This window comes from Kitasatospora saccharophila, assembly GCF_039529925.1.
Taxonomy (GTDB): Bacteria; Actinomycetota; Actinomycetes; order Streptomycetales; family Streptomycetaceae; genus Kitasatospora; species Kitasatospora saccharophila.
This window is the reverse complement of sequence record NZ_BAAANS010000024.1, coordinates 26363-46162: the sequence shown is the minus strand read 5'-3', so window position 1 is coordinate 46162 and position 19800 is coordinate 26363. Positions and strand designations below refer to the sequence as shown.

Annotated in this window: 17 protein-coding genes; 6 read left to right on the top strand and 11 right to left on the bottom strand. The window is 75.3% G+C overall.

What is annotated here, in order from left to right; genetic code table 11:
- Positions 1-90: 90 nt before the first annotated feature.
- Positions 91-273 carry a hypothetical protein gene (locus tag ABD345_RS18595; protein WP_344553386.1) on the bottom strand — a complete coding sequence of 61 codons (183 nt, stop codon included), beginning with the start codon at positions 271-273 and terminating at the stop codon, positions 91-93.
- On the opposite strand from ABD345_RS18595, the gene ABD345_RS18590 reads away from it, so the two are divergent.
- Positions 263-751: a hypothetical protein gene (locus ABD345_RS18590; RefSeq protein WP_344553384.1), complete on the top strand. Its 489-nt coding sequence runs from the start codon at positions 263-265 to the stop codon at positions 749-751. The genes ABD345_RS18595 and ABD345_RS18590 overlap by 11 nt on opposite strands.
- A gap of 7 nt (positions 752-758) precedes the next feature.
- Positions 759-3647, top strand: a complete 2889-nt coding sequence (locus ABD345_RS18585) for an FAD-binding and (Fe-S)-binding domain-containing protein (protein ID WP_344553383.1) — start codon at positions 759-761, stop codon at positions 3645-3647.
- On the opposite strand, the gene ABD345_RS18580 is transcribed toward ABD345_RS18585, so the two are convergent.
- Both ABD345_RS18580 and ABD345_RS18575 read right to left on the bottom strand, forming a co-directional pair.
- The gene (locus ABD345_RS18580; RefSeq protein WP_344553382.1) at positions 3632-4630 is read right to left on the bottom strand and encodes a Gfo/Idh/MocA family protein; all 999 of its coding nucleotides are present in this window, start codon (positions 4628-4630) and stop codon (positions 3632-3634) included. The two genes, ABD345_RS18585 and ABD345_RS18580, sit on opposite strands and share 16 nt — an antisense overlap.
- 268 nt (positions 4631-4898) lie before the next feature.
- Entirely contained in the window at positions 4899-6005 is a 1107-nt protein-coding gene (locus ABD345_RS18575; protein WP_344553381.1) for a PP2C family protein-serine/threonine phosphatase, read from the bottom strand.
- 99 nt (positions 6006-6104) lie between these two features.
- Between ABD345_RS18575 and ABD345_RS18570 the strand changes: the two genes are divergently transcribed.
- Positions 6105-6575, top strand: a complete 471-nt coding sequence (locus ABD345_RS18570; RefSeq protein ID WP_344553380.1) for a PaaI family thioesterase — start codon at positions 6105-6107, stop codon at positions 6573-6575.
- Between the two features lie 154 nt (positions 6576-6729).
- Positions 6730-7659: an SGNH/GDSL hydrolase family protein gene (locus ABD345_RS18565; protein ID WP_344553379.1), complete on the top strand. Its 930-nt coding sequence runs from the start codon at positions 6730-6732 to the stop codon at positions 7657-7659.
- Positions 7660-7753: 94 nt separating this feature from the next.
- On the opposite strand, the gene ABD345_RS18560 is transcribed toward ABD345_RS18565, so the two are convergent.
- A complete protein-coding gene (locus ABD345_RS18560) occupies positions 7754-8176 on the bottom strand; it encodes a CBS domain-containing protein (protein WP_344553378.1) in 423 nt (140 codons plus the stop codon).
- A 108-nt stretch (positions 8177-8284) separates the two neighbouring features.
- On the bottom strand, positions 8285-9208 hold the full coding sequence (locus tag ABD345_RS18555) for a slipin family protein (protein WP_344553377.1): 924 nt from the start codon (positions 9206-9208) through the stop codon (positions 8285-8287).
- A 108-nt stretch (positions 9209-9316) separates the two neighbouring features.
- Between ABD345_RS18555 and ABD345_RS18550 the strand changes: the two genes are divergently transcribed.
- Complete coding sequence (locus tag ABD345_RS18550; protein WP_344553376.1) at positions 9317-10072, top strand: uracil-DNA glycosylase; 756 nt, start codon at positions 9317-9319, stop codon at positions 10070-10072.
- Between the two features lie 174 nt (positions 10073-10246).
- Here the strand turns inward: ABD345_RS18550 and ABD345_RS18545 are convergent, their stop codons facing one another.
- Positions 10247-11104, bottom strand: a complete 858-nt coding sequence (locus tag ABD345_RS18545) for a CHAD domain-containing protein (protein WP_344553375.1) — start codon at positions 11102-11104, stop codon at positions 10247-10249.
- A gap of 144 nt (positions 11105-11248) precedes the next feature.
- Between ABD345_RS18545 and ABD345_RS18540 the strand changes: the two genes are divergently transcribed.
- Complete coding sequence (locus ABD345_RS18540; RefSeq protein ID WP_344553374.1) at positions 11249-11935, top strand: MBL fold metallo-hydrolase; 687 nt, start codon at positions 11249-11251, stop codon at positions 11933-11935.
- A gap of 56 nt (positions 11936-11991) precedes the next feature.
- Here the strand turns inward: ABD345_RS18540 and ABD345_RS18535 are convergent, their stop codons facing one another.
- The 5 genes from ABD345_RS18535 to ABD345_RS18515 all read right to left on the bottom strand — a co-directional run bounded on the left by ABD345_RS18535 (position 11992) and on the right by ABD345_RS18515 (position 19784).
- A complete protein-coding gene (locus tag ABD345_RS18535; protein ID WP_344553373.1) occupies positions 11992-12972 on the bottom strand; it encodes an acetylxylan esterase in 981 nt (326 codons plus the stop codon).
- A 6-nt stretch (positions 12973-12978) separates the two neighbouring features.
- Positions 12979-15162: a glycosyl hydrolase family 95 catalytic domain-containing protein gene (locus tag ABD345_RS18530; RefSeq protein ID WP_344553371.1), complete on the bottom strand. Its 2184-nt coding sequence runs from the start codon at positions 15160-15162 to the stop codon at positions 12979-12981.
- On the bottom strand, positions 15159-17168 hold the full coding sequence (locus ABD345_RS18525) for a beta-galactosidase (protein ID WP_344553370.1): 2010 nt from the start codon (positions 17166-17168) through the stop codon (positions 15159-15161). The genes ABD345_RS18530 and ABD345_RS18525 overlap by 4 nt, the downstream gene beginning before the upstream one ends.
- Before the next feature lie 76 nt (positions 17169-17244).
- Complete coding sequence (locus tag ABD345_RS18520) at positions 17245-18729, bottom strand: glycoside hydrolase family 43 protein (RefSeq protein ID WP_344553369.1); 1485 nt, start codon at positions 18727-18729, stop codon at positions 17245-17247.
- A gap of 8 nt (positions 18730-18737) precedes the next feature.
- Positions 18738-19784 (bottom strand): LacI family DNA-binding transcriptional regulator, encoded by a 1047-nt coding sequence (locus ABD345_RS18515; protein WP_344553368.1) that lies wholly within the window; start codon positions 19782-19784, stop codon positions 18738-18740.
- Positions 19785-19800 lie beyond the last annotated feature (16 nt).

Below are 19800 nucleotides of genomic sequence, written 5' to 3'. Positions count from 1 at the left end.
CGGGGTTCGGGGCGGAGCGGGAGCCTACGCCGCCTGACCGCACGACGCGGCCCCCACCGGTGGCGGGGGCCGCGTGGCGGGGCGAGGGGGTCAGTAGTTGCCGTTCGAGAGGATGGCACCGTTCGCGTTGTAGACCGTGATCAGGCCCGCCCCCTCGGCGAGGGGCTTGTGCTCCTGGGTCGCCCAGTCCGTCGCGGCCGAGACGATCAGCTTCGCGGTGTCGCCGTCGCTGGAGCCGAGTTCGCCGGTCAGGTCGGTGTAGATGTTCACCATGCCGTTGGACTCGTCGACCTTCGTCACGTGGTCGGCGACCGCGGTCTTCATCGCGGCCGTCGCGCTCGACGAGCTCGCGACGAACGCCTTCAGCGACTCCGCTTCCGTCCCCGCCGCCTTCGCCGTGCTCGAAGCGGTGGCCGAAGCCGTGGCCGCCGAGGCGCTCGCCGCCGCTTCCGTCCCCGCCGCGGTGACCGTCGGCGTACTGCCGGAGGCGCCACCCGAATCGTTCTTGCTGCTCGAACAACCGGCGCTCGACGCACCGATGACAAGCGCGGCGAGCACCGACACCCCGCCGAACGCGGCCCTTCGTCCCAGTGTGTTCCTCATGGCCCAAGGCTGGTGCACGCCCGGGGCACCCGCATCCGGTGACGGCCGTCCGGGCTCGGCCAGGGGTGTGACGGACGGTCAGCCCGACCGGTCCGCGAGGCCGTCCCCGCCCGTCGCGCCCGCCCGTGTCCGGCTCCGCCTGGGATGATCGGGGCATGGCCTCCGATCTCGCCCGCGCCCTCGCCGCCGCCGTCCGTGGCGAGGTCCGTTTCGACACCGCCGAGCGCGCCGTGTACGGGCAGGACGCGTCGAACTACCGGCAGGTGCCGCGCGGGGTGGTGAAGCCCGTCGACCGGGCGGACGTGCGGGCGGCGCTGCGGGTGTGCCGGGAGCGCGGGGTGCCGGTGGTGGCGCGCGGGTCGGGGACGAGCATCGGCGGGCAGGCGATCGGGCCGGGCGCGGTGGTGCTGGACTTCCGGCGGCACTTCGGACGGGTGCTGGAGGTGGATCCGGAGCGGCGCACCGCCCGGGTGGAACCGGGTACCGTGCTGGACGAACTCCAGCGCGCGGCACGGCCGTTCGGGCTGCGCTTCGGGCCGGACCCGTCCACCCACAGCCGGTGCACGGTCGGCGGGATGATCGGGAACGACGCCTGCGGTTCGCACTCGCTGGCCTGGGGCCGGACCTCCGACAACCTGCACGGCCTCGACCTGCTGCTGGCCGACGGCACCGAACTGTCCGTCGCCGGCCCGCTGCCGCCCGCCGAGCGGGCCGCGCTGGCCGCCGCCCCGGGCCGGGTCGGCCGGCTGCACCGGGAGTTGCAGGCGCTGGCCGCCGACAACCTGGCGCTGCTGCGCCGGGCGATGCCGGTGCTGCCCCGGCGCGGCTCGGGCTACCCGCTGGACGCGCTGCTGCCCGAGCGCGGCTACGACCTGGTGCGGGCGGTGACCGGTACCGAGGGGACGTGCGCGCTGCTGCTGGAGGCGACGGTGCGGCTGGTGCCCGAACCGGCCGCCCGGGCGCTGGTGGTGGCCGGGTACCCGGACGAGACGGCGGCGGCCGACGCGGTGCCCGCGCTGCTCCCGCTGGCGCCGCTGACCTGCGAGGGGATGGCCGCCGACCTGGTGGCCGCGCTGCTGGTGTCCGGCCCGCGCCCCCCGGTGCTGGACCGGCTGCCGGACGGCGCGTGCTGGCTGTTCCTGGAGACCGGCGGCGCGACGCCCGCCGAAGCCGCCGACCGGGCCCGGCAGTTGGCGGAGGCGGTGCGGCGGGAACGGGCCGCGGCGGTCGCCCTGGTGACCGACCCGGACGAGCAGCGGGCGCTGTGGGCGATCCGGGAGGCGGGCGCGGGCATCGTCACCCGGCTGCCGCCGGGCCCGGACGGGCGGCCGGGCGGCGCGGCCTGGCCGGGCTGGGAGGACTCCGCCGTCCCGGTCGAGCAACTGGGTTCGTACCTGAGGCAGTTGCGGACGCTGCTGAAGCGGCACGGGCTGCGCGGGGTGCCGTTCGGGCACTTCGGCGAGGGCTGCGTGCACCTGCGGCTGGACTTCCCGCTGCGCGAACGGCCGGAGGGTTTCCGGGAGTTCATGACGGAGGCGGCGGACCTGGTGGTGGCGCACGGGGGTTCGCTGTCGGGCGAGCACGGCGACGGGCAGGCCCGGGCCGAACTGCTGCCCCGGATGTTCCCGCCGCAGGTGATCGACCTGTTCGCCCGGTTCAAGCGGATCTGGGATCCGGACGGCCTGCTGAACCCGGGCCTGCTGGTCGACCCGCGCCCGCTGGACGCCGATCTGCGGTTCCCCGGGCGGGAGTTGCCGCTCGCCCTGGCCTATCCGGAGGACGGCGGCAGCCTGCTGTCGGCGGTGCACCGCTGCGTGGGCGTCGGCAAGTGCGTGGACACCGCGTCCGGGGTGATGTGCCCGAGCTACATGGTGACCGGCGAGGAGCGGCACTCGACCCGGGGCCGGGCCCGGCTGCTCGGCGAGATGCTGCGCGGCGAGCTGGTCACCGACGGCTGGCGCTCGCCCGAGGTGCGCGAGGCACTGGACCTCTGCCTGGGCTGCAAGGGCTGCGCGAGCGACTGCCCGGTGCACGTGGACATGGCCGCCTACCGGTCCGAGTTCCTGTACCACCACTACCGGTTCCGGCCGCGCCCGGCCGCGCACCTGTCCTTCGGCTGGCTGCCGCTGTGGCTCCGGCTGGCCCACCTGGCGCCGCGCGCCGCCAACGCCGCGCTGCGCGGCCGGTTCAGCGCGCCGGTGCTCAAGCGGCTCGGCGGCGTCGACCCGCGCCGGGAGCTGCCCGCGCTGCCGGAGCGGCGGTTCAGCGCCTGGTTCCGCGACCACCGGGCCGCGCACCCGGCGGCCCCGGAGGCCCCGGCGGTGCTGCTGTGGCCCGACTCGATGTCCGAGCTCCTCGACCCGGCCCCGGCCCGGGCCGCCGTCCTGGTGCTGGAACGCCTCGGCTTCCGGGTGCTGCTGCCGTCCGGCCCGGTGTGCTGCGGACTGACCCTGATCGCCAGCGGCCAACTCGGCCTGGCCCGCCGGGTGGTCACCCGCTCGCTGCGCAACCTGGGCGAACTGCCGCCCGACCTGCCGGTGGTGGGCCTGGAGCCGTCCTGCACGGCCACCCTGCGGTCGGACTGGGCCCGGCTGCTCCCCGACCGGACGCCCGAACTGCCGTCCCGGGTCCGCACGCTGGCCGAGTTCCTGGACGAACGGGAGGTCGAGCTGCCCGGGTTGACCGGGACGGCGATGACCCAGGTGCACTGCCACCAGCACGCCGTCCTCGGCACCGCCGCCGACCGGCGGATCACCGCCCGCCTCGGCCTGGAGAACCGCGAACTCGACGCCGGTTGCTGCGGGTTGGCGGGCGCGTTCGGCTTCGAGCGCGGCCACTGGGAGGTGTCGGTGGCCGCCGCCGAACGCGCCCTGCTGCCCGCCGTCCGGGCCGCCGCGCCGGAGACGCTGCTCCTCGCCGACGGGCTCAGCTGCCGCACCCAGCTCACCCAACTGGAGCCCTCCGCCCGGCCGTTGCACCTGGCGGAGGTACTGCTGCGGGCCTTCGAGCAGGACGGGGAAGCGCCCGGTCACTCGCCCGGGTAGCGGACCCCGATCCGTTCCCGGACGGCGTCCAGGGTGCGCATCACGGACAGCGTGGAGTCCAGCGGCACCAGCGGCGACTCCGTCTCCCCGGCCCGCAGGCAGCGCATCACCTCGGCCGCCTCCAGTCCGTAGCCGTGCCCGGCCTTCGCCGGGCCGGTGAAGACCTCGGGCTCGGCGCCGTCCCGGTGCAGGGTGAACCCGGCCGGGTGGAAGAAGTCCCGGTCGATCTCGATCCGGCCCGCGCTGCCCTGGACGGAGGCGCGCTGGCCGCACTGCACGTCGAGCGAGCAGGACAGCAGCGCGGTCGCGCCGCCCGGGTGGCCGAGCAGGATGCCGGTGTTGGCGTCCACCCCGAGTTCGGTCAGCCGCGCCCACGCCTGCACCGACTCCGGTGCGCCGAGCAGCAGTTGGGCGAACGCGACGGGGTACACCCCGAGGTCGAGCAGGGCGCCGCCGCCCGCCGCCGGGTCCCACAGCCGGTGGGTCGGGTCCTCCTGCGCGGTGAACCCGAACTCGGCCTGCACGGAACGGACTTCACCGATCGCCCCGTCCGCGACCAGTTCGGTGATCCGCCGCACCGTCGGGTCCAGGTACGTCCACATGGCCTCCATCAGGAAGACCTCGCGCTTGCGGGCCAGCGCGACCAGTTCGGCGGCCTGCCCCGAGTTCAGCGTGAACGGCTTCTCGCACAGCACCGCCTTCCCCGCCTCCAGCAGCAGCGCGGTCGCCGCGTGGTGCGCGGCGTGCGGGGTCGCCACGTAGACCACGTCGACCTCCGGGTCGGCCGCCAGCTCCTGCCAACTGCCGTACGCGTGCGCGATGCCGTGCCGCCCGGCGAAGGCCCGGGCGGACTCCTCCCGCCGGGAGGCGACCGCGAACGCCTCGGCGCCGGGAACGGCGAGCAGGTCCTCCACGAAGGAGATGGCGATCCCGCCGGTGGCGAGGATCCCCCAGCGGATCGGACGGTCGATGATCGGCTGCACGGAAAACTCCTCCGGTCCGGCGGTGGTACGGGCTGCCCCACCCTATCCACCAGGTAAAAGGGCATCGCCAGCGGCTGGGTGAGAACGGCGGGAGGCGAAATCAGGGGCTCGGGGAACGGCGGGTCCGTGCTGCTGACGGCCGGAGCCCATCGAAGTGTCCGTGCTGCTGCGTGTAGTAACCGAACCGGAAGCCGATGCGCGCTCCGGCAGTGCACCGTCAGCAGACTGGGCCTCGCCGTTCCCCGAGCCCCTGGCGGGGCTCTCGTTGTCAGCGCTCGCGGGCGACCGCGACCATCGCCGCGTCGTCCATCAGCCGCCCGCCGACGTGGTCGAGGAGGTCGCGGCGGAGCGCGTCCAGCAGGGCGCGGGGGCTCTCGGCGGGGAGGCGCGCGGCGCGGGCCGGGAGGGGGTAGAAGGTGCCGTCGGCGGCGCGGGCCTCGGTGACGCCGTCGGTGTGGAGGAGCAGGGTGCTGCCGGGCGGGAAGTCGAACTCCTCGGTGCGGCGGTCGACGGGGCCCAGGGCGCTCATGCCGAGCGGCGGTGCGGTGCGGCACAGCGGCAGCGGGTGGGCGCCGGCGGGGGTGAGGAGCAGCGGCGGGGGGTGTCCGCAGTCGGCGACCCGGGCGGCGGGGCGGTCGTCGGGGAGGTCGAGGACCAGGGCGGTGACGAAGTTCTCCTGGACGTCCTGGCCGCTGTCGGCGAGTTCGGCGAGGTGGCGGCGGTAGGAGGCTTCGAGCGCGTCGGCCAGCCGGGCGGGGTCCTCGTGCCGGTGGGCGAGTTCGCGGAACGCGCCGAGCAGGGCGGCGGCGTCGCCGACGGCGCCGAGGCCCTTGCCCCGGACGTCGCCGATCAGCAGGCGGGTGGCGTGCGGGGTGCGGACGGCGGCGTACAGGTCGCCGCCGACGTTGGCCTCGTCGTCGGCGGCGAGGTAGCGGGTGGCGATCCGCAGGGGTCCGGCGCGGTCGGGCAGCGGGCGCATCATGACGCGCTGGACGGCGTCGGAGACGGTGCGGACCCGGTCGAGTTCGCGGTCGTGGCGTTCGTGGATCCGGGTGTAGGCGAGGATGACGGCGGTCACCACGGCGAGGGCGAGCAGTTGCGCCTGGTGGTTGGGGGTGAACAGGCCGCCGTGCAGGGAGGCGATGACGACCTGGGCGATCAGGGCGAGGACCCCGATCAGGGCGGTCAGCCGGGTGCCGCCGAAGGAGGGGGTGATCGCGGGGGCGACCACCAGCAGCGGACCGAGGTGGATGTTCGGGGAGATCGCGATGTCGACGACGGAGATCAGCACGATCAGGCCGAGCGGCAGCAGCACCATCAGGTGTCCGGTGCGCCACTCGCTCAGCAGGCCGACCAGTCTCCGCCGCACTCCCACCCCACCACCATGCCTTGCGGACGCCGCCTCCACGACCCGGTGCACGCTGCGCGCACGGGCTATGGCGCTGCGTGACCGGCCGCCCCTACCATCGGCTCCATGACCACCACCAGTGCCACCACTGCCGACGCCGCCGACGACGGGGCGGGCGGCGGCAAGCTCACCCCCGCCGAGGCGGACGGGATCCTCGCCGGGAACTTCGCCCCCTGGGTGCGGGAGCTGGGGCTGTCCGTCGTGGGGACGGGCGAGCGGCACGCGGTGCTGCGGCTGCCCTGGTCGGAGCGGCTGGCCCGGGAGGGCGGCGGGCTGTCGGGGCAGGCGATGGCGGCGGCGGCCGACACCGCCGCGGCGATCGCGGTCTGCGCGGCGCTCGGGGGGTTCGCGCCGATGACGACCGTCCAGCTGTCCACCACCTTCCAGCGCGCGGCCCGCGGCACCGACCTGCTGGTCACGGCGCGGCTGACCAAGCTGGGCCGCCGGGTGGCCTTCGTGGACGTCGCGCTGACCGCGCCGGACGCCCCGGAGGAGCCGGTGGCGCACGCCACCGCCGTGTACGCCTTCCCCGGCTGACCGCCCTCCCCGTCCGGCTCCCGTCCGGCTCCCCTCCGGTTCCCGGACCGGCAGTCGGGCCGGCAGTCGGGCCGAAACCCCTGCGCGCGGGCGGTACCGGGCAGTAGCCTCCCCTGGTCGATTCGATCCCGACCCGTCGCCACCTGGAGGCCCCGTGCGCCCGATAGCGCGCCGCCGTACGCTCGTTGCCGCCGCCCTGACCGCCCTGGTGCTCGCCGCCGCGGGCACCGCGCCCGCCGTCGCGGCGCCGGCCGCCGGGCACGGCCCGGGCGGGAACGGACCCGGCGGCGGCCCGCACCGCACCGCGTACTACCTGGCGCTCGGCGATTCGCTGGCGGCGGGCTACCAGACGACGCCGGACGGCGGGCACCTGGTGGGCCGGGGCTACGCGCAGGACCTGGCCCGGACGCTGGGGGCGCGGGCCGCGCGGGACCACCGGCCGTTCGAGTTCACCGACCTGGGCTGCCCGGGCGAGACCACCGGCAGCATGGCGAACGGCGGCTGCCCGTACCCGCACTCCTTCGGCGGCTCCCAACTGGAGGCGGCGGTGGCCTACGTGAAGGCGCACCGGAAGGACGAGCTGCTGGTGACGATCGACATCGGCGCCAACGACGTGCAGCGCTGCGCCGCCGGCGGCTCGCTGGACCTGCCGTGCGCGCTGAACGGCATCGAGCAGGTCCGCACCGGGCTGGACCGGATCCTGGGCGAGCTGCGGGCGGCGGCGGGCCCGCACACCCGGATCGTCGGGATGAACCTGTACGACCCGTTCCTGGCCGCCTGGGTGACCGGCGACCGGGGCAAGGAACTCGCCACCGCCTCGGTGCGGTTGAGCGAGTCGCTGAACGGTGTGATCGAAGACGTGGACGCCCGCCACCGCGTCCCGACGGCCGACGTGGCGGGCGCCTTCGCCACCGGGGCGTTCCAGCCCACGGTGCCGCTGGGCGGGCAGCAGGTGCCGCTGAACGTGGCCCGGATCCTGCAGTGGACCAACATGGCGCGCGGCGACATCCACGCCAACGACGCCGGCTACCAGGTGATCGCGGACGCGTTCCTGGCTGAGCTGCCCGAGCACCACCGGAGCTGACGCTCCGTCAGGAGCGGACCGCGGCCCTCGGGTGGCGGCGATCAGGAAGTCCTCGCCGGTGGAGGGCCGCAGGCCGTCCGGCCGGTCGGCGGGGTCAGCGCGCGGTGATGGTGGTGACGAACTCGGCGAGCCGCTCCTGCGAGAGGTGGCGGGCGATGTCCGCCTCGCTGATCATGCCGACCAGCTGGTGGTCGGGGTGGTTGATCACCGGCAGCCGGCGCACCCGGCGCTCCTCCATGACCTCCAGCACCAGGTCGGCCTCCTCGTCCTCCTCGATCACCATCGGGCGTCCGGCGGCGAGTTCGACGCAGCGCACGGTGGCGGGGTCGAGCCCCTCGGCGACGCACTTGAGGACGATGTCCCGGTCGGTGAGGATGCCGAGCAGTTTCTGCTGCTCGCCGCAGATCGGCAGCGCGCCGACGCCCCGGTCGCGCATCAGCCGGGCGGCTTCGGCGAGCGTCTGGTCGCCGGTGACGCACTCCGCTCCGGGGTGCATGATCTCTTTCGCGGTCGTCATGGCCGGACCTCCCGGGGTGGCTGGCGCACGGCGGTCCCGTGCACGGTACGTCCGTCCCTCCATGCTCGCCCCGGGTCGGGTGGGCCCGCCACCGCAGGCGCGGGCCGGTCAGGCCGCGTGCGGCGGGGCGGCCGGCAACGGCCCCTGCCCGTCGACGAGTTCGACGGCGGCGGCGTCCTGCGGGAGTTCCAGCTGCTCGACGCCCCGGGGCTCCGCCTCCGGGTCCGGCCGGGCCGCTCCGGTGACCTGGGCGGCCTCGGCGGCCTGGGCGGCGGCCCGTTCGGTGGAGCTCTCCAGGAAGCGCAGCAGCTCCACCGGGAACGGCAGCACCAGGGTGGAGTTCTTCTCCGCGGCGACCTCCACCACCGTCTGCAGCAGCCGCAGTTGGAGCGCGGCGGGCGTCGCGGACATCACCTTCGCGGCCTCCGAGAGCCGCGCGGACGCCTGGAACTCGCCGTCGGCGGTGATGATCCGGGCCCGCCGCTCCCGGTCGGCCTCGGCCTGCCGGGCCATCGAGCGCTTCATCGACTCGGGCAGCGCCACGTCCTTGATCTCGACCCGGTCGATCTGGATGCCCCAGCCCAGCGCCGGGCTGTCCAGCATCAGTTCGAGCCCCTGGTTGATCGGCTCCCGGTTGGCCAGCAGGTCGTCCAGCTCGCTCTTGCCGATGATCGACCGCAGCGAGGTCTGCGCGACCTGCGACATCGCGAACCCGTAGTCCTGGACGTCGACGATCGCCTTCACCGGGTCGACCACCTTGAAGTACACCACCGCGTCCACCCGGACGGTCACGTTGTCCCGGGTGATGCCCTCCTGGGCGGGGATCGGCATCGTGACGGTCTGCACGTTCACCCGCCGCAGCCGGTCCGCCACCGGCAGGATCCGGGCCAGCCCCGGGCCGCGCACCTCGTCCAGCACCCGGCCGAACCGGAACACCACCCCGCGCTGGGTCTGCTGCACCAGCCGCACGCTCAGCCCCGCGTACACCGCCAGCACCAGCAGCAGCGCGATCAACGCGTCGACCACGATCATCGCCGTCACCTCGACCCGATCGGCGCCCGGACCGCGCCCGGACCCGTACCTCCACGCTACTCCGCGCCCTCCCGTCCCGGACCGGTCACCGACCGTAGGATTCCGGGCATGGAACCGCCCTCGGACTTCTCCCCCGCCGTCCTGGCCCCGCAGACCCGGAGCATCACCGAGCTGGACGAACTGGTGGTCCACTGCCGTGCCTGCCCCCGGCTGGTCGCCTGGCGCGAGGAGACCGCGCTGGTCAAGCGCCGGGCCTTCCAGGACCAGGAGTACTGGGCCCGGCCGATCCCCGGCTTCGGCCCCCACGACGCCAGACTGGTGCTGGTCGGCCTCGCCCCCGCCGCACACGGCGGCAACCGGACCGGCCGGATCTTCACCGGCGACCCCTCCGGGGACCTGCTGTACGCCTCGCTGCACCGGCTCGGCCTCGCCAACCGGCCGGAGTCCACCTGGCGCGGCGACGGCCTGCGGCTGCACGGCGTCCGGATCACCGACCCGGTGCGCTGCGCCCCGCCGGAGAACAAGCCCACCAACGCCGAACGCGACACCTGCCGCCCCTGGATCGTCCGCGAGTTCGAGGAGCTCCGCCCCACCGTCCGCGCCGTGGTCGCCCTCGGCGGCTTCGCCTGGCAGGCCCTCCTCCCGGTCCTGGCCGCCGCCGGCTGGCAGGTCCCCCGCCCCAAGCCGGTCTTCGGCCACGGCGCGCACGCCGTCCTCCCCGCCACCGACGGCGGCCCCGAGATGCACCTCTTCGGCTGCTTCCACGTCAGCCCCCGCAACACCTACACCGGCCGCCTCACCCCCGCCATGGTCGACGACCTCCTCCGCGAGGCGGCCACCGCAGCCGGTCTGGGCCTGACCTGAGCACCATCAGGGGCCCGGGGAACGGCGGGCTCGTGCTGCTGACGGCCGGAGCCCATCGAAGTGTCCGTGCTGCTGCGCGTGGTGAACAGAACCCGAAGCCGATGCGCGCTCCGGCAGTGAACCGTCCGCAGCCTGGGCCTCGCCGTTCCCCGAGCCCCTGATGGTGCTCTCCGCTCAGCGGAGCTTCTTCGGTCGGCGGGCGGCCTGCTCCCAGACCTGCGGCAGCAGCTCGCGGGCGAAGCCGAGTTCGGCGGTCTGGCGGCCGTAGAGGGCGCCGTAGCCGAAACCGCCGTCGGAGAGGGTGCGGAGGGTGTCGCGGGCGACGACGGCGTCCTGGTGGCGGCCGAGGACGTCCTGGAGGGCTTTCATCCGGCGGGTGAAGGCGCGGGCGGGGCGGCCCGCGGTCTCGCCGGCGTAGCGGGCGCGTTTGGCGGCCTTGCGGGCGTCGTGCAGGGCGCGTTCGAGGGCGGGGCCCTCGGGGGTGCGGCGGGCGGCGTCGATCCGTTCGGCGGTGCGGCGGTGTTCGCGGCGCAGGGTGCGGGTGAGTTCGGGCCCGTAGGGCTTCGCGGCGCGGGAGTTGAGCGGCGGGTCGGCGGCGAGGGCGGTGAGGGTGGCGAGCAGGCGCCGGAAGGGTTCACCGTCGAGGGCGGCGAGGGCGCGGGCGCGGGCGTCGCGGGTCTCGCGGGTGGTCCAGGCGGTGAGTTCGGCGAGGACGCGTTCGCGGTCGGCGCCGGGGGGCAGTTCGCGGGCCTGGGCGAGCAGGCGGGCGCCGAGCACTTCGGTGTCGCGGGCCGGTCCGAGGGCCCGGCCGAGGTGGCGCAGTCCGTCCTCGGTGGCGGTGTGGTCGCCGCGCAGGTGGCGCCGGTGGGTGCGCAGGGCGCTGCGCAGGCGGCGGGCGGCGACCCGCATCCGGTGGACGGCGTCGGGGCGGTCGGCGCGGACGTCGGGTGCGAGGGCGGCGAGTTCGGCGGTCTGGGTGCGCAGGCGTGCGGTGACGGCGTCTCCCGCGCTGCGGTGCGTCCGGTGGGCCACGTGGTCACGTCCTTCCGTGCCCTCCCAGGGTAGGCCGGTCCGGGGTGGGGCGGTCACGAACGCTCCGGGCGGCGCGGCGCGCCGGGGGTCTGCTGTGGGCTAAACGGGAGGCTGGGGGCGGGGCGGGTGCGCAGACTGGTCGGCATGGATGTCATCGAGGTGCTGCCCGGTCTGCGGATGCTGGTCCTCCCGGTCGGGGCGGCCTACTTGTGGTCGGACGGTCGGGAACTGACGCTGGTGGACAGCGGGCCGGTGGGGTTCGAGGAGCAGGTGGCGGCGCTGGTGGAGTCGGTGCCGGGCGGGGAGCTGGCGCGGATCGTGCTGACCCACTGGCACGAGGACCACACCGGCGGCGCGGCCCACCTGGCGGCGCGCTTCGGGGGCGTGCCGGTGGTGGCGCACCACCTGGAGGCGCCGGTGATCCGGGGCGAGGAGGTGGGGGCGCCGCCGGTGCTGGAGGAGTTCGAGCGTCCGATCCGGGCCTCGGTGCCGGACCTGCCGCCCGCGCCGCCGTGCCGGGTGGACGTGGAGGTGCGGGACGGCGACGTGCTGCCGTTCGGCGGCGGGGCCCGGGTGCTGGGCGCGCCGGGGCACACGGACGGTTCGCTGGCGCTGCACCTGCCGGGTCCGGACCTGCTGTTCACGGGGGACGCGGCGGCCAACATGGGGGAGACCATGCTGGGCGTGTTCAACACCGACCGGGCCCGGGCGATCGCCTCGCTGCACCGGCTGGCCGGACTCGGCGCCGCCAACGCGGTGTTCGGGCACGGGACGCCGCTGGTCGGGAACGCGGCGGAGGGTCTGAAGGCGGCGTCGGCGGCCTTCGGGTGAGCCGCTGAGTCCGCCGGGCCGCGGGGGCGCCCGGGCCCGCCCCGCCCGGGCCCCCGTCAGGCGGTCTTCGGGGCGAGGCCCTGTTCGGCGAGCCAGTCGAGCTGCTTGAGCGGGGTGGAGCCGTAGCCGCCGCCGTGGTCGGCGAAGTTCCAGACCTCGATGGCGGCGGGGCCGCCGTAGCGGTGGTAGGCGGCGAAGACGGTGGAGGGCGGGCAGACCGGGTCCATCAGGCCGACGCTGAACAGCGCGGGGGCGCTGGCCCGGGGGGCGAAGTGGACGCCGTCGAAGTGGTCGAGGGTGGCGAGGGTCTGTTCCTCCTTCTCCCGGCTGTGCCAGCGCAGGTACTTGGCGATCTCGGGGTAGGGGCCGTCGCCGGTGATCCGCACGGCGCGCCGGAAGTGGCACAGGAACGGGACGTCGCTGAGCAGCGCGGCGACCTGTCCGGGGGCGAGGGCGGCGACGGCGAGGGCGAGCCCGCCGCCCTGGCTGGCGCCGGAGACGATCGCCCGGGCCGGGTCGGTGCCGGGCAGGTGCGGGAGGGCGTCGAGGGCGCGGACGCAGTCGGTGATCAGGCGGCGGTAGTAGTAGTTCTCCGGGGCGTCGATGCCGCGGGTCATGAAGCCCTCGGCCCACTGGGTGCCGTCGCCCTCGCCGTGGTCGGGGGTGTCGTGGCCCTGGCCGCGGCTGTCGACGACCAGGTGGGCGTAGCCGGCGGCGGGCGGCAGCAGGTGTTCGCCGGGCAGGGCGCGGCCGCCGCTGTAGCCGATGTACTTGACGATGACGGGCAGCGGTTCGGTGGTGCGGCGGGGCAGGATCAGCCAGGCGGCGACGGGTTCGCCCCGCCAGCCGGGGAAGCGGACGTCGTACACGTCGAAGGCGGTGAGCCGGGTGTCGGTGCGCAGCCGCGCGGTGACGGGGCCGTCGGCGGCGCGGGCGCCGGCGAGGGTGTCGGCCCAGAAGGCGTCGAAGCCGGCGGGGGCGGTGAGGTCGGGGCGGTAGGTCCGGAGGTCGTCGAGGTCGAGGTCGGTGAGCGGCACGGCGGTTCAGCTCCGGGTGGGGTCGAGGTGCAGGGGGGTGGGGTGGCCGGCGCGCAGGTCGAGGCGGACCGGGGGTCGGCCGGGGTCGGTGCCGAGGTGGACGGTGACGCTGCGGTCGGTGTCGGCGGTCAGGACGGCGTCGACCCGGCCCTCGGCGGTGTCCCAGTCGAGGGTGGTGAGGGTGGTGCGGCAGCGGGTGCGCAGGCCGCGGACGGTGCCGCGGGGCAGGTGCGCGGGCGGGGCGGGGAGCAGCACGATGCGCTCGGGGGTGGAGTGCAGCAGTGCTTCGATCAGCACGCCGGGGAGGGTGTGGGCGGCGTCGGCGTTGTAGACGTCGAGGTGCGGGTAGTGCGAGCTCATCAGCGAGGGGTGGAAGAAGCGGCCGTGCAGGACGGCGTCGAGGGCTTCGCCGAGCAGGTCGGCGTCGCCGAGCCGGGCGGCGATCAGGGCGCGGTGCAGGTGGCCGTGGGCGGAGTGGTTCTCGCTGCCGCGCAGGTGCAGGGCGCGGTGGGCGGCGGCGGCGAGGTCGGGGGTGTCGAGGGGGTTGATCTCGCCGAGCGGCCAGACCGGGTGCAGGTGGCTGAGGTGCCGGTGCTCCTGGTTGTCGGGGGCGGCGGGCCAGGCCCATTCGGCCAGGGCGCCTTCGGGGTTGACCCGGTAGGGGGGCAGCCGGTCGGCGAGCCGGTGGTGGCCGGTGGCGGTGAGGGTGTGGCGGGCGGCGGCGAGGTCCATGGCGGCGTTGACGCTGATCGGGCTGTCGGCGCCGCGGGGGGTGTTCTCGGGCGAGTAGGAGGGGACGAGCAGCAGGCGGCCGTCGGGGCCGGTGCGGGTGAGGAAGGCGCGGTAGAAGTCGGCGGTCTCGGCGAGCGCGGGGCGGACGAGTTCCCGGTCCGTGGCGGTGTCGCCGGTGGTGTCGACGTGGTCGAGCAGGGGTTGCAGCAGCCAGTGGGCGCCGGCGGTCCACAGGTGCAGCGGGTAGTCCTCGCTGTAGTGGTAGGCGTGGCCGGAGCGGCCGTCGGTGTGGGCGGGGGCGACGATGCCGGGCAGGCCGAACAGTCGGCGGGCGTTGCTCCGCCAGTCGTCCAACTGGCGTGCGACGAAGGCGGCGTGGGCGTGGCTGACTTCGGGGAGGGCGGCCGCGGCGGCGGAGGAGACCTGGAGGTTGAGGTTGGCGTCGCAGGTGAGGGCGCCGCTCCAGGCGGTGTCCCAGGAGCCGGTCCACAGGCCGGTGAGCCGGGGCGGCAGGACGCCGGCGGAGCTGAGCAGGTGGTGGCGGCCGGCGTCGAAGAGCCGTTCCAGCAGGGCGGCCCGGTGCTCGTCGGGGGCGGCGAGCAGGGCGGATCCGGGCAGGGCGCGGTGTTCCTCGGGGGCGCCGAGGTCGAGGTCGACCCGGTCGTAGGCGGGGGTGTGCCGGGCGAGGTGGCGTTCCAGCAGTTCGGGGTACGGGCGGTCGGGGAGGGCGGGCGGCTGCGGGTCCTCCCAGGGGTGGACCCGGGTGAGCAGCAGGATCTCGGCGCAGCCCTCGGCGCGGACGGTCTCCCCTTCGGCGCGCAGGGTGCCGCCGGTGGCGCGGAGGTGCGTCCAGCAGGTGTAGCCGGTGCCGGAGTCGCCGGGGTGGCGGACGTCGGTGCGCAGCACGGCCCCGCCGGGTTCGGCCGTGGCGGCGGTGCGGACGTCCAAGTCGGCGGGAGCGCCGTCGAGTTGCCAGTGGTGGGTCAACTCGACGTCGCCGGTGCGCACTTCGCGGTGGACGATCAGGTCGTCGGCGCGCGAGGCGAAGGTTTCGGCGCGCCGGCCGTCCCAGTGGGTGGCCAGGACGCCGGTGCGGTGGTCGACTTCGCGCCGGTAGTCGCCGACGGGGGCGGCGGTGCGGCGCAGCCGGAGGGCGAGCGCGGGGTGGAAGGGGCGGACCCATTGGAGCGGTGCGGTGACGTGGCGGGCGACGGCCGCGCGGGCCCGGCCGGTCAGGACGGCGTCCCGCAGGTCCTCCAACTGCCCTGCCAGGTCGGGGGCGAGGGCCCGTTCGCCGCCGTTGGGGCGCAGCAGCAGGTGGTGGTTGACGACGATCAGTTCGTCGTGGGTGCGGCCGTGCGCCATGGCGCCGTGGGTGCCGTTGCCGGTGAGGAAGGCGTCTTCCCAGCGGGCGGCCGGGGTGGGTTCCCAACTGCCGCGTCGGCGGGGGCCCTTCATGAGACGGCCGGGTATGCGGCGGCCGGGCGCAGGACGGCGGCGCCGTGGCGTTCCAGGGTGAGGGTGCCGGTGCCGGGCTTGCCGGTCAGCAGATCCTCCCAGTGCCCGGGCAGTTCGCAACTGGCCTGCTGCGGGCCGTGGTTGAGCAGGAAGAGCAGTTCGCCGCGGCGGACCGCCTCGACGCCGGCGGGCAGCCCGTCGACGACCGGGCGCAGTCCGGCTTCGCGGGCGGCGCGGGTGAGCAGGGCGCGCAGGGCGTCGGGTTCGGGGCGGGTGGAGAGGTACCAGGCGGTGCCCTCGCCGTGGGTGTGGCGGGTGACGGCGGGGAGTCCGGCGAGTTCGCCGTCCGCGTAGCGGGCCACGGTCTCGGCTCCGGCGGTCTCCAGTTCCTCGGCCCACAGCGAGCCGCGGAAGTCCGCTTCGCCGGTGCACCGCAGGGTCTCGCCCTCGTTCAGCGGCCACCACTGGTGGACGGCGGCGAGGCCGAGCACCTCGCGCAGCCGGGCGTCGACGCCGCCGGGGCGGATCCGGTCCTGGTGGTCGGCGACGCCGGTGAAGTAGCCGACCACCAGGGTGCCGCCGGAGCGGACGTAGTGGGCGAGGTTGTCGAGGGCGGCGTCGGTGAGCAGGTAGAGCGAGGGGACGACGACCAGGCGGTAGCGGCCGAGGTCGGCGGCGGGGTGGGCCAGGTCGGTGGTGTGGTTGGCCTCCCACAGGGCGCGGTGCCAGGCGGTGACGTTCTCCTGGTAGGTGAGCAGTTCGGAGGGGCGGCCGGGCTGCTCGCTCGCCCACCAGGCGTCCCAGTCGTGCAGCAGGGCGACCTCGGCGGTGACGGGGGTGCCGCAGACGGCGGGGCCGAGCCGGTCGAGGTCGGCGCCGAGGGCGGCGGCCTCGCGGTACACCCGGTTGCCGGTGCCGGAGTGCGGGAGCATCGCGGAGTGGAACTTCTCGGCGCCCTGCCGGGACTGGCGCCACTGGAAGAAGCAGATCGCGTCGGCGCCGCGGGCGACGGCCTGCAGCGACCAGAGCCGGTTGAGGCCGGCCGGCTTGGGGCGGTTGACGGGGCGCCAGTTGACGGCGCCGGTGGCCTGCTCCATCAGCATCCAGGGGCCGCCGGCCATCGAGCGGGCGAGGTCCTGGACGAGGGCGCCGTGCTGGGCGCCGAGGGCGTCGTCGGGGTCGGGGTAGATGTCGAGCGCGACGACGTCCTGGCGCTGCGCCCAGGCCCAGCCGTCCTGGCCGCGCCAGAACGGCATGTGGTTGGTGGTGACGGGGACGGCGGGGCTGTGCCGGGCGACGATGGCGTGCTCGGCGGTGTAGCACTCCAGCAGGGCGTCGGAGGTGAAGCGGGCGAAGTCGAGCAACTGGGCGGGGTTGCGGATGTACTGGGCCTGGCGGGGCGGCAGGATCTCCGCCCAGTCGGCGTAGTGCTGGCTCCAGAAGGCGGTTCCCCAGGCGGAGTTGAGTTCCTCCAGGGTGCCGTGCCGGTCCTGCAGCCAGCGCCGGAAGTGGGCGGCGGTCTCGTCGCACCAGCAGTGCGTGCCGTACTCGTTGTTGACGTGCCACATGGTGAGCGCGGGGTGCGCGCCGTAGCGGGCGGCGAGTTGCTCGGTGACGGCGGCGGCGCGGCGGCGGTACTCCGGGGAGGAGGCGCAGAACTGGTTGCGGGAGCCGTACCAGACGGTGGTGCCGTTCTCGGCCCGCGGCAGGGTCTCGGGGTGGAGGTGGCCGAGCCACGGGGGCGGGGAGGCGGTGGGGGTGGCCAGGACGACGCCGATCCCGGCCTCGTGCAGCAGGTCGAGCAGGCGGTCGAGCCAGCCGAAGTCGTAGGCGCCGGGGGTGGGTTCGAGCCGGGCCCAGGAGAACACGCCGACGGTGACGCTGGTGACGCCGGCCTGCCGCATCAGGCGGACGTCCTCGGGCCAGGTCTCCTCGGGCCACTGCTCGGGGTTGTAGTCGCCGCCGTAGAGGATGCGGCCGCGGGTGGCGTCGTTCAGGTCGGGCATGGGGGTGTTCCTGTCCGGTTCAGCGGTCGGGGGAGGTCGGCGGCCCCGGCCGGTGGTCGGGGGGCGCGCCGGGACCTCAGTCCAGGGGCTGGAGTTCGAACCAGTCGAAGTGCGCGGTGCCTTCGGCGGCGTGGAGGCCGATGACGCGGCCGGTGAAGCCGCCGGCCACTTCGGTGGTGAGGTAGCGGCCGTCGAGGGTGGCGAGCACCTCGAAACCGCCGTCGGGCCGCTCGTAGCCGAGGGCGAGGGCGTCGGGGCCGGTGCGCGGGCCGCGCGGGGCGGCGGGGGCGGTCTCGACGCGCAGCACCACGTCGTGGTGCGGGAGTTGCCGTTCGGCGGCGACGGTGACCCGGCCGCCGAGGTGGGTGACGACCCGGACGCTCCGGCCGTCGGCCTCGACGCTGTAGGCGTGTTCGTCGTCGAGGCGGACGGTGAGGCCGCCGGTGCCCTCGGTGGCGTCGAGCCGGGTGCGGGCCCGGACGGCGTGCTGCTGCTGGCGGCGGCCGGTGAAGGTGCCGTCGAAGTGGCCGCCGCGGGCGTGCAGGGTGAGCGAGCCGGGGCGGCGCTCGGTGCTGACGTGGGCGGCGGGGCGGTCGCGGACGGAGAGCCACTGCGGGGGCAGCGGGCCGTCGAAGTCCTCCCGGGTCGGCTCGGCCGGCCAGGGGTGCGACTCCCAGGGCAGGTCCGGGAGTTCGACGGGGACCTCGGCGATCACCGGCCAGTCGTCGACCCAGCTGACGGGCGTCAGGTAGGTCTCGCGGCCGAGCGGGTGCCAGCCGGGGGTGCCGCCCTGCGGGCGGACGCCGAGCAGCAGGGCCCACCAGCTGCCGTCGGGGCCCTGGACCAGGTCGGCGTGGCCGGTGTTCTGGATCGGGCTGTGGCTTCCGGCGTGGGTGAGCAGCGGGTTGTCGGGGCAGGGCTCGAAGGGGCCGTCGGGGCGGCGGGAGCGGGCGATCGAGACGCTGTGGGCGCGTTCGGTGCCGCCCTCGGCGATCATCAGGTACCACCAGTCGCCGATCCGGTACAGGTGCGGCGCCTCGGGGGCCTGCCGGGTGCCGGACCACAGCGGGCGGGGGGCCTCCAGGGCCTTGCCGGTGGCCGGGTCGATCCGCAGCTGGGCGACGCCGGCGACGGTGCACCAGCAGGTGCCGTCCTCGTCCCAGGCCAGGTCGGGGTCGATGCCGGGGACGTCGGGCAGCCGGACGGGGGCGGACCACGGTCCGGCCGGGTCCTCGGCGGTGACCAGCAGGTTGCCGGTGCCGACCTCGGTGGTGATCAGGTGGAACCGGCCGTCGTGGTGGCGCAGGGTGGGGGCGTAGACGCCGCCGGAGGAGGGGGTGTCCGCGGGGAGCGGCAGGTCGGCGAGGGCGTTGCCGATCTGCCGCCAGTGGACCAGGTCGCGGCTGTGCAGGATCGGCACGCCGGGGTGGTACTCGAAGCTGGAGCAGGCCAGGTAGTAGTCCTCGCCGACCCGGCAGACGCTCGGGTCGGGGTGGAATCCGGGGACGACGGGGTTGTGCGGGCGGTCGGCCGGGCCGGGCGCCGGGTTGCTGGCCGTCACGGGCGGCGCTACCTCCTTCGGGCGGGCGGGACGGGGGCGAGCAGCGGTCCGCTGCTCTGCCGGGGGGTCAGGACGGGCGCGAGCAGGACGAGTTCGTCCTCGGGGTCGGTGCCGCGTTCGGCGGCGGCGATCCGGCGCATCACCTGGTCGACGGCGACCCGGCCGAGTTCCTGGGCGGGTCCGGTGACGGCGGTCAGGCCGGGGGCGTACTGCTCGGCGAGCTGTTCGGGGCAGAGCGCGACCACCGAGGCGTCCTCGGGGACGGTGCGTCCGCTGGTGGGCAGCAGTTGCAGCAGCGGGCCGATGGCGCTCTCGTTCTGCACCACGAAGCCGGTGGTGTCGGGGCGGTCGGCGAGGATCCGGGCCAGGGTGCCGGCCGTGGATTCGTAGGTGCCTTCGCAGGGCCGGTGCAGGAATCTCAGGCCGCGTTCGAGGGCGCGCTCCCGGAATCCGGTCAGGGTGCGTTCGGCGTAGCCGGCGTGCCGGTGGTAGACGGCGGGCGCGTAGCCGATGAAGGCGACGTCCCGGTGGCCGAGGTCGGCGAGGTGGTCGGCGCACTGGGCGCCGGCCGCGGCGAAGTCGTGGTCGACGCAGGACAGGCCGGAGCTGTCGGCGGGCAGGCCGATCATCGACGCCTGGATGCCCTGTTCGCGCAGGACGGGGATGCGTTCGTCGTCGAGTTCGACGTCCATCAGGATGACCCCGTCCGCCAGGCCGCTGGCGGCGACCCGGCGGACCCCGTCGGGGCCTTCGTCGTTGGTGATCAGCAGCACGTCGTAGCCGTGCTGGCGGGCCGCCATGGTGACCGAGACGGCGATCTCCATCATGATCGGCACGTACACGTCGGTGCGCAGCGGCACGACGAGGGCGATGATGTGGGAGCGTCGTCCGGCGAGCGCGCGGGCGCCGGCGTTGGGGTGGTAGCCGAGCTCCTCTACGGCGTGCTGGACGCGGCGGCGGGTGGCCTCCGAGATCGAGCGCTTGCCGCTGAGCACGTAGCTGACGGTGCTGGGCGAGACGCCCGCGTGCCGGGCCACGTCGGCGAGTGTCACCATGGGTGGGGTTCCTGCT

What these genes read in the sequence shown, in the direction of transcription:
- ABD345_RS18590 (WP_344553384.1), top strand. Translation starts at nt 263, where the DNA reads ATGTTCACCATGCCGTTGGACTCGTCGACCTTCGTCACGTGGTCGGCG.
- ABD345_RS18595 (WP_344553386.1), bottom strand. Translation starts at nt 273, where the DNA reads ATGGTGAACATCTACACCGACCTGACCGGCGAACTCGGCTCCAGCGAC.
- ABD345_RS18585 (WP_344553383.1), top strand. Translation starts at nt 759, where the DNA reads ATGGCCTCCGATCTCGCCCGCGCCCTCGCCGCCGCCGTCCGTGGCGAG.
- ABD345_RS18570 (WP_344553380.1), top strand. Translation starts at nt 6,105, where the DNA reads ATGACCACCACCAGTGCCACCACTGCCGACGCCGCCGACGACGGGGCG.
- ABD345_RS18560 (WP_344553378.1), bottom strand. Translation starts at nt 8,176, where the DNA reads ATGACGACCGCGAAAGAGATCATGCACCCCGGAGCGGAGTGCGTCACC.
- ABD345_RS18555 (WP_344553377.1), bottom strand. Translation starts at nt 9,208, where the DNA reads ATGATCGTGGTCGACGCGTTGATCGCGCTGCTGCTGGTGCTGGCGGTG.
- ABD345_RS18550 (WP_344553376.1), top strand. Translation starts at nt 9,317, where the DNA reads ATGGAACCGCCCTCGGACTTCTCCCCCGCCGTCCTGGCCCCGCAGACC.
- ABD345_RS18540 (WP_344553374.1), top strand. Translation starts at nt 11,249, where the DNA reads ATGGATGTCATCGAGGTGCTGCCCGGTCTGCGGATGCTGGTCCTCCCG.
- ABD345_RS18530 (WP_344553371.1), bottom strand. Translation starts at nt 15,162, where the DNA reads ATGAAGGGCCCCCGCCGACGCGGCAGTTGGGAACCCACCCCGGCCGCC.
- ABD345_RS18525 (WP_344553370.1), bottom strand. Translation starts at nt 17,168, where the DNA reads ATGCCCGACCTGAACGACGCCACCCGCGGCCGCATCCTCTACGGCGGC.
- ABD345_RS18515 (WP_344553368.1), bottom strand. Translation starts at nt 19,784, where the DNA reads ATGGTGACACTCGCCGACGTGGCCCGGCACGCGGGCGTCTCGCCCAGC.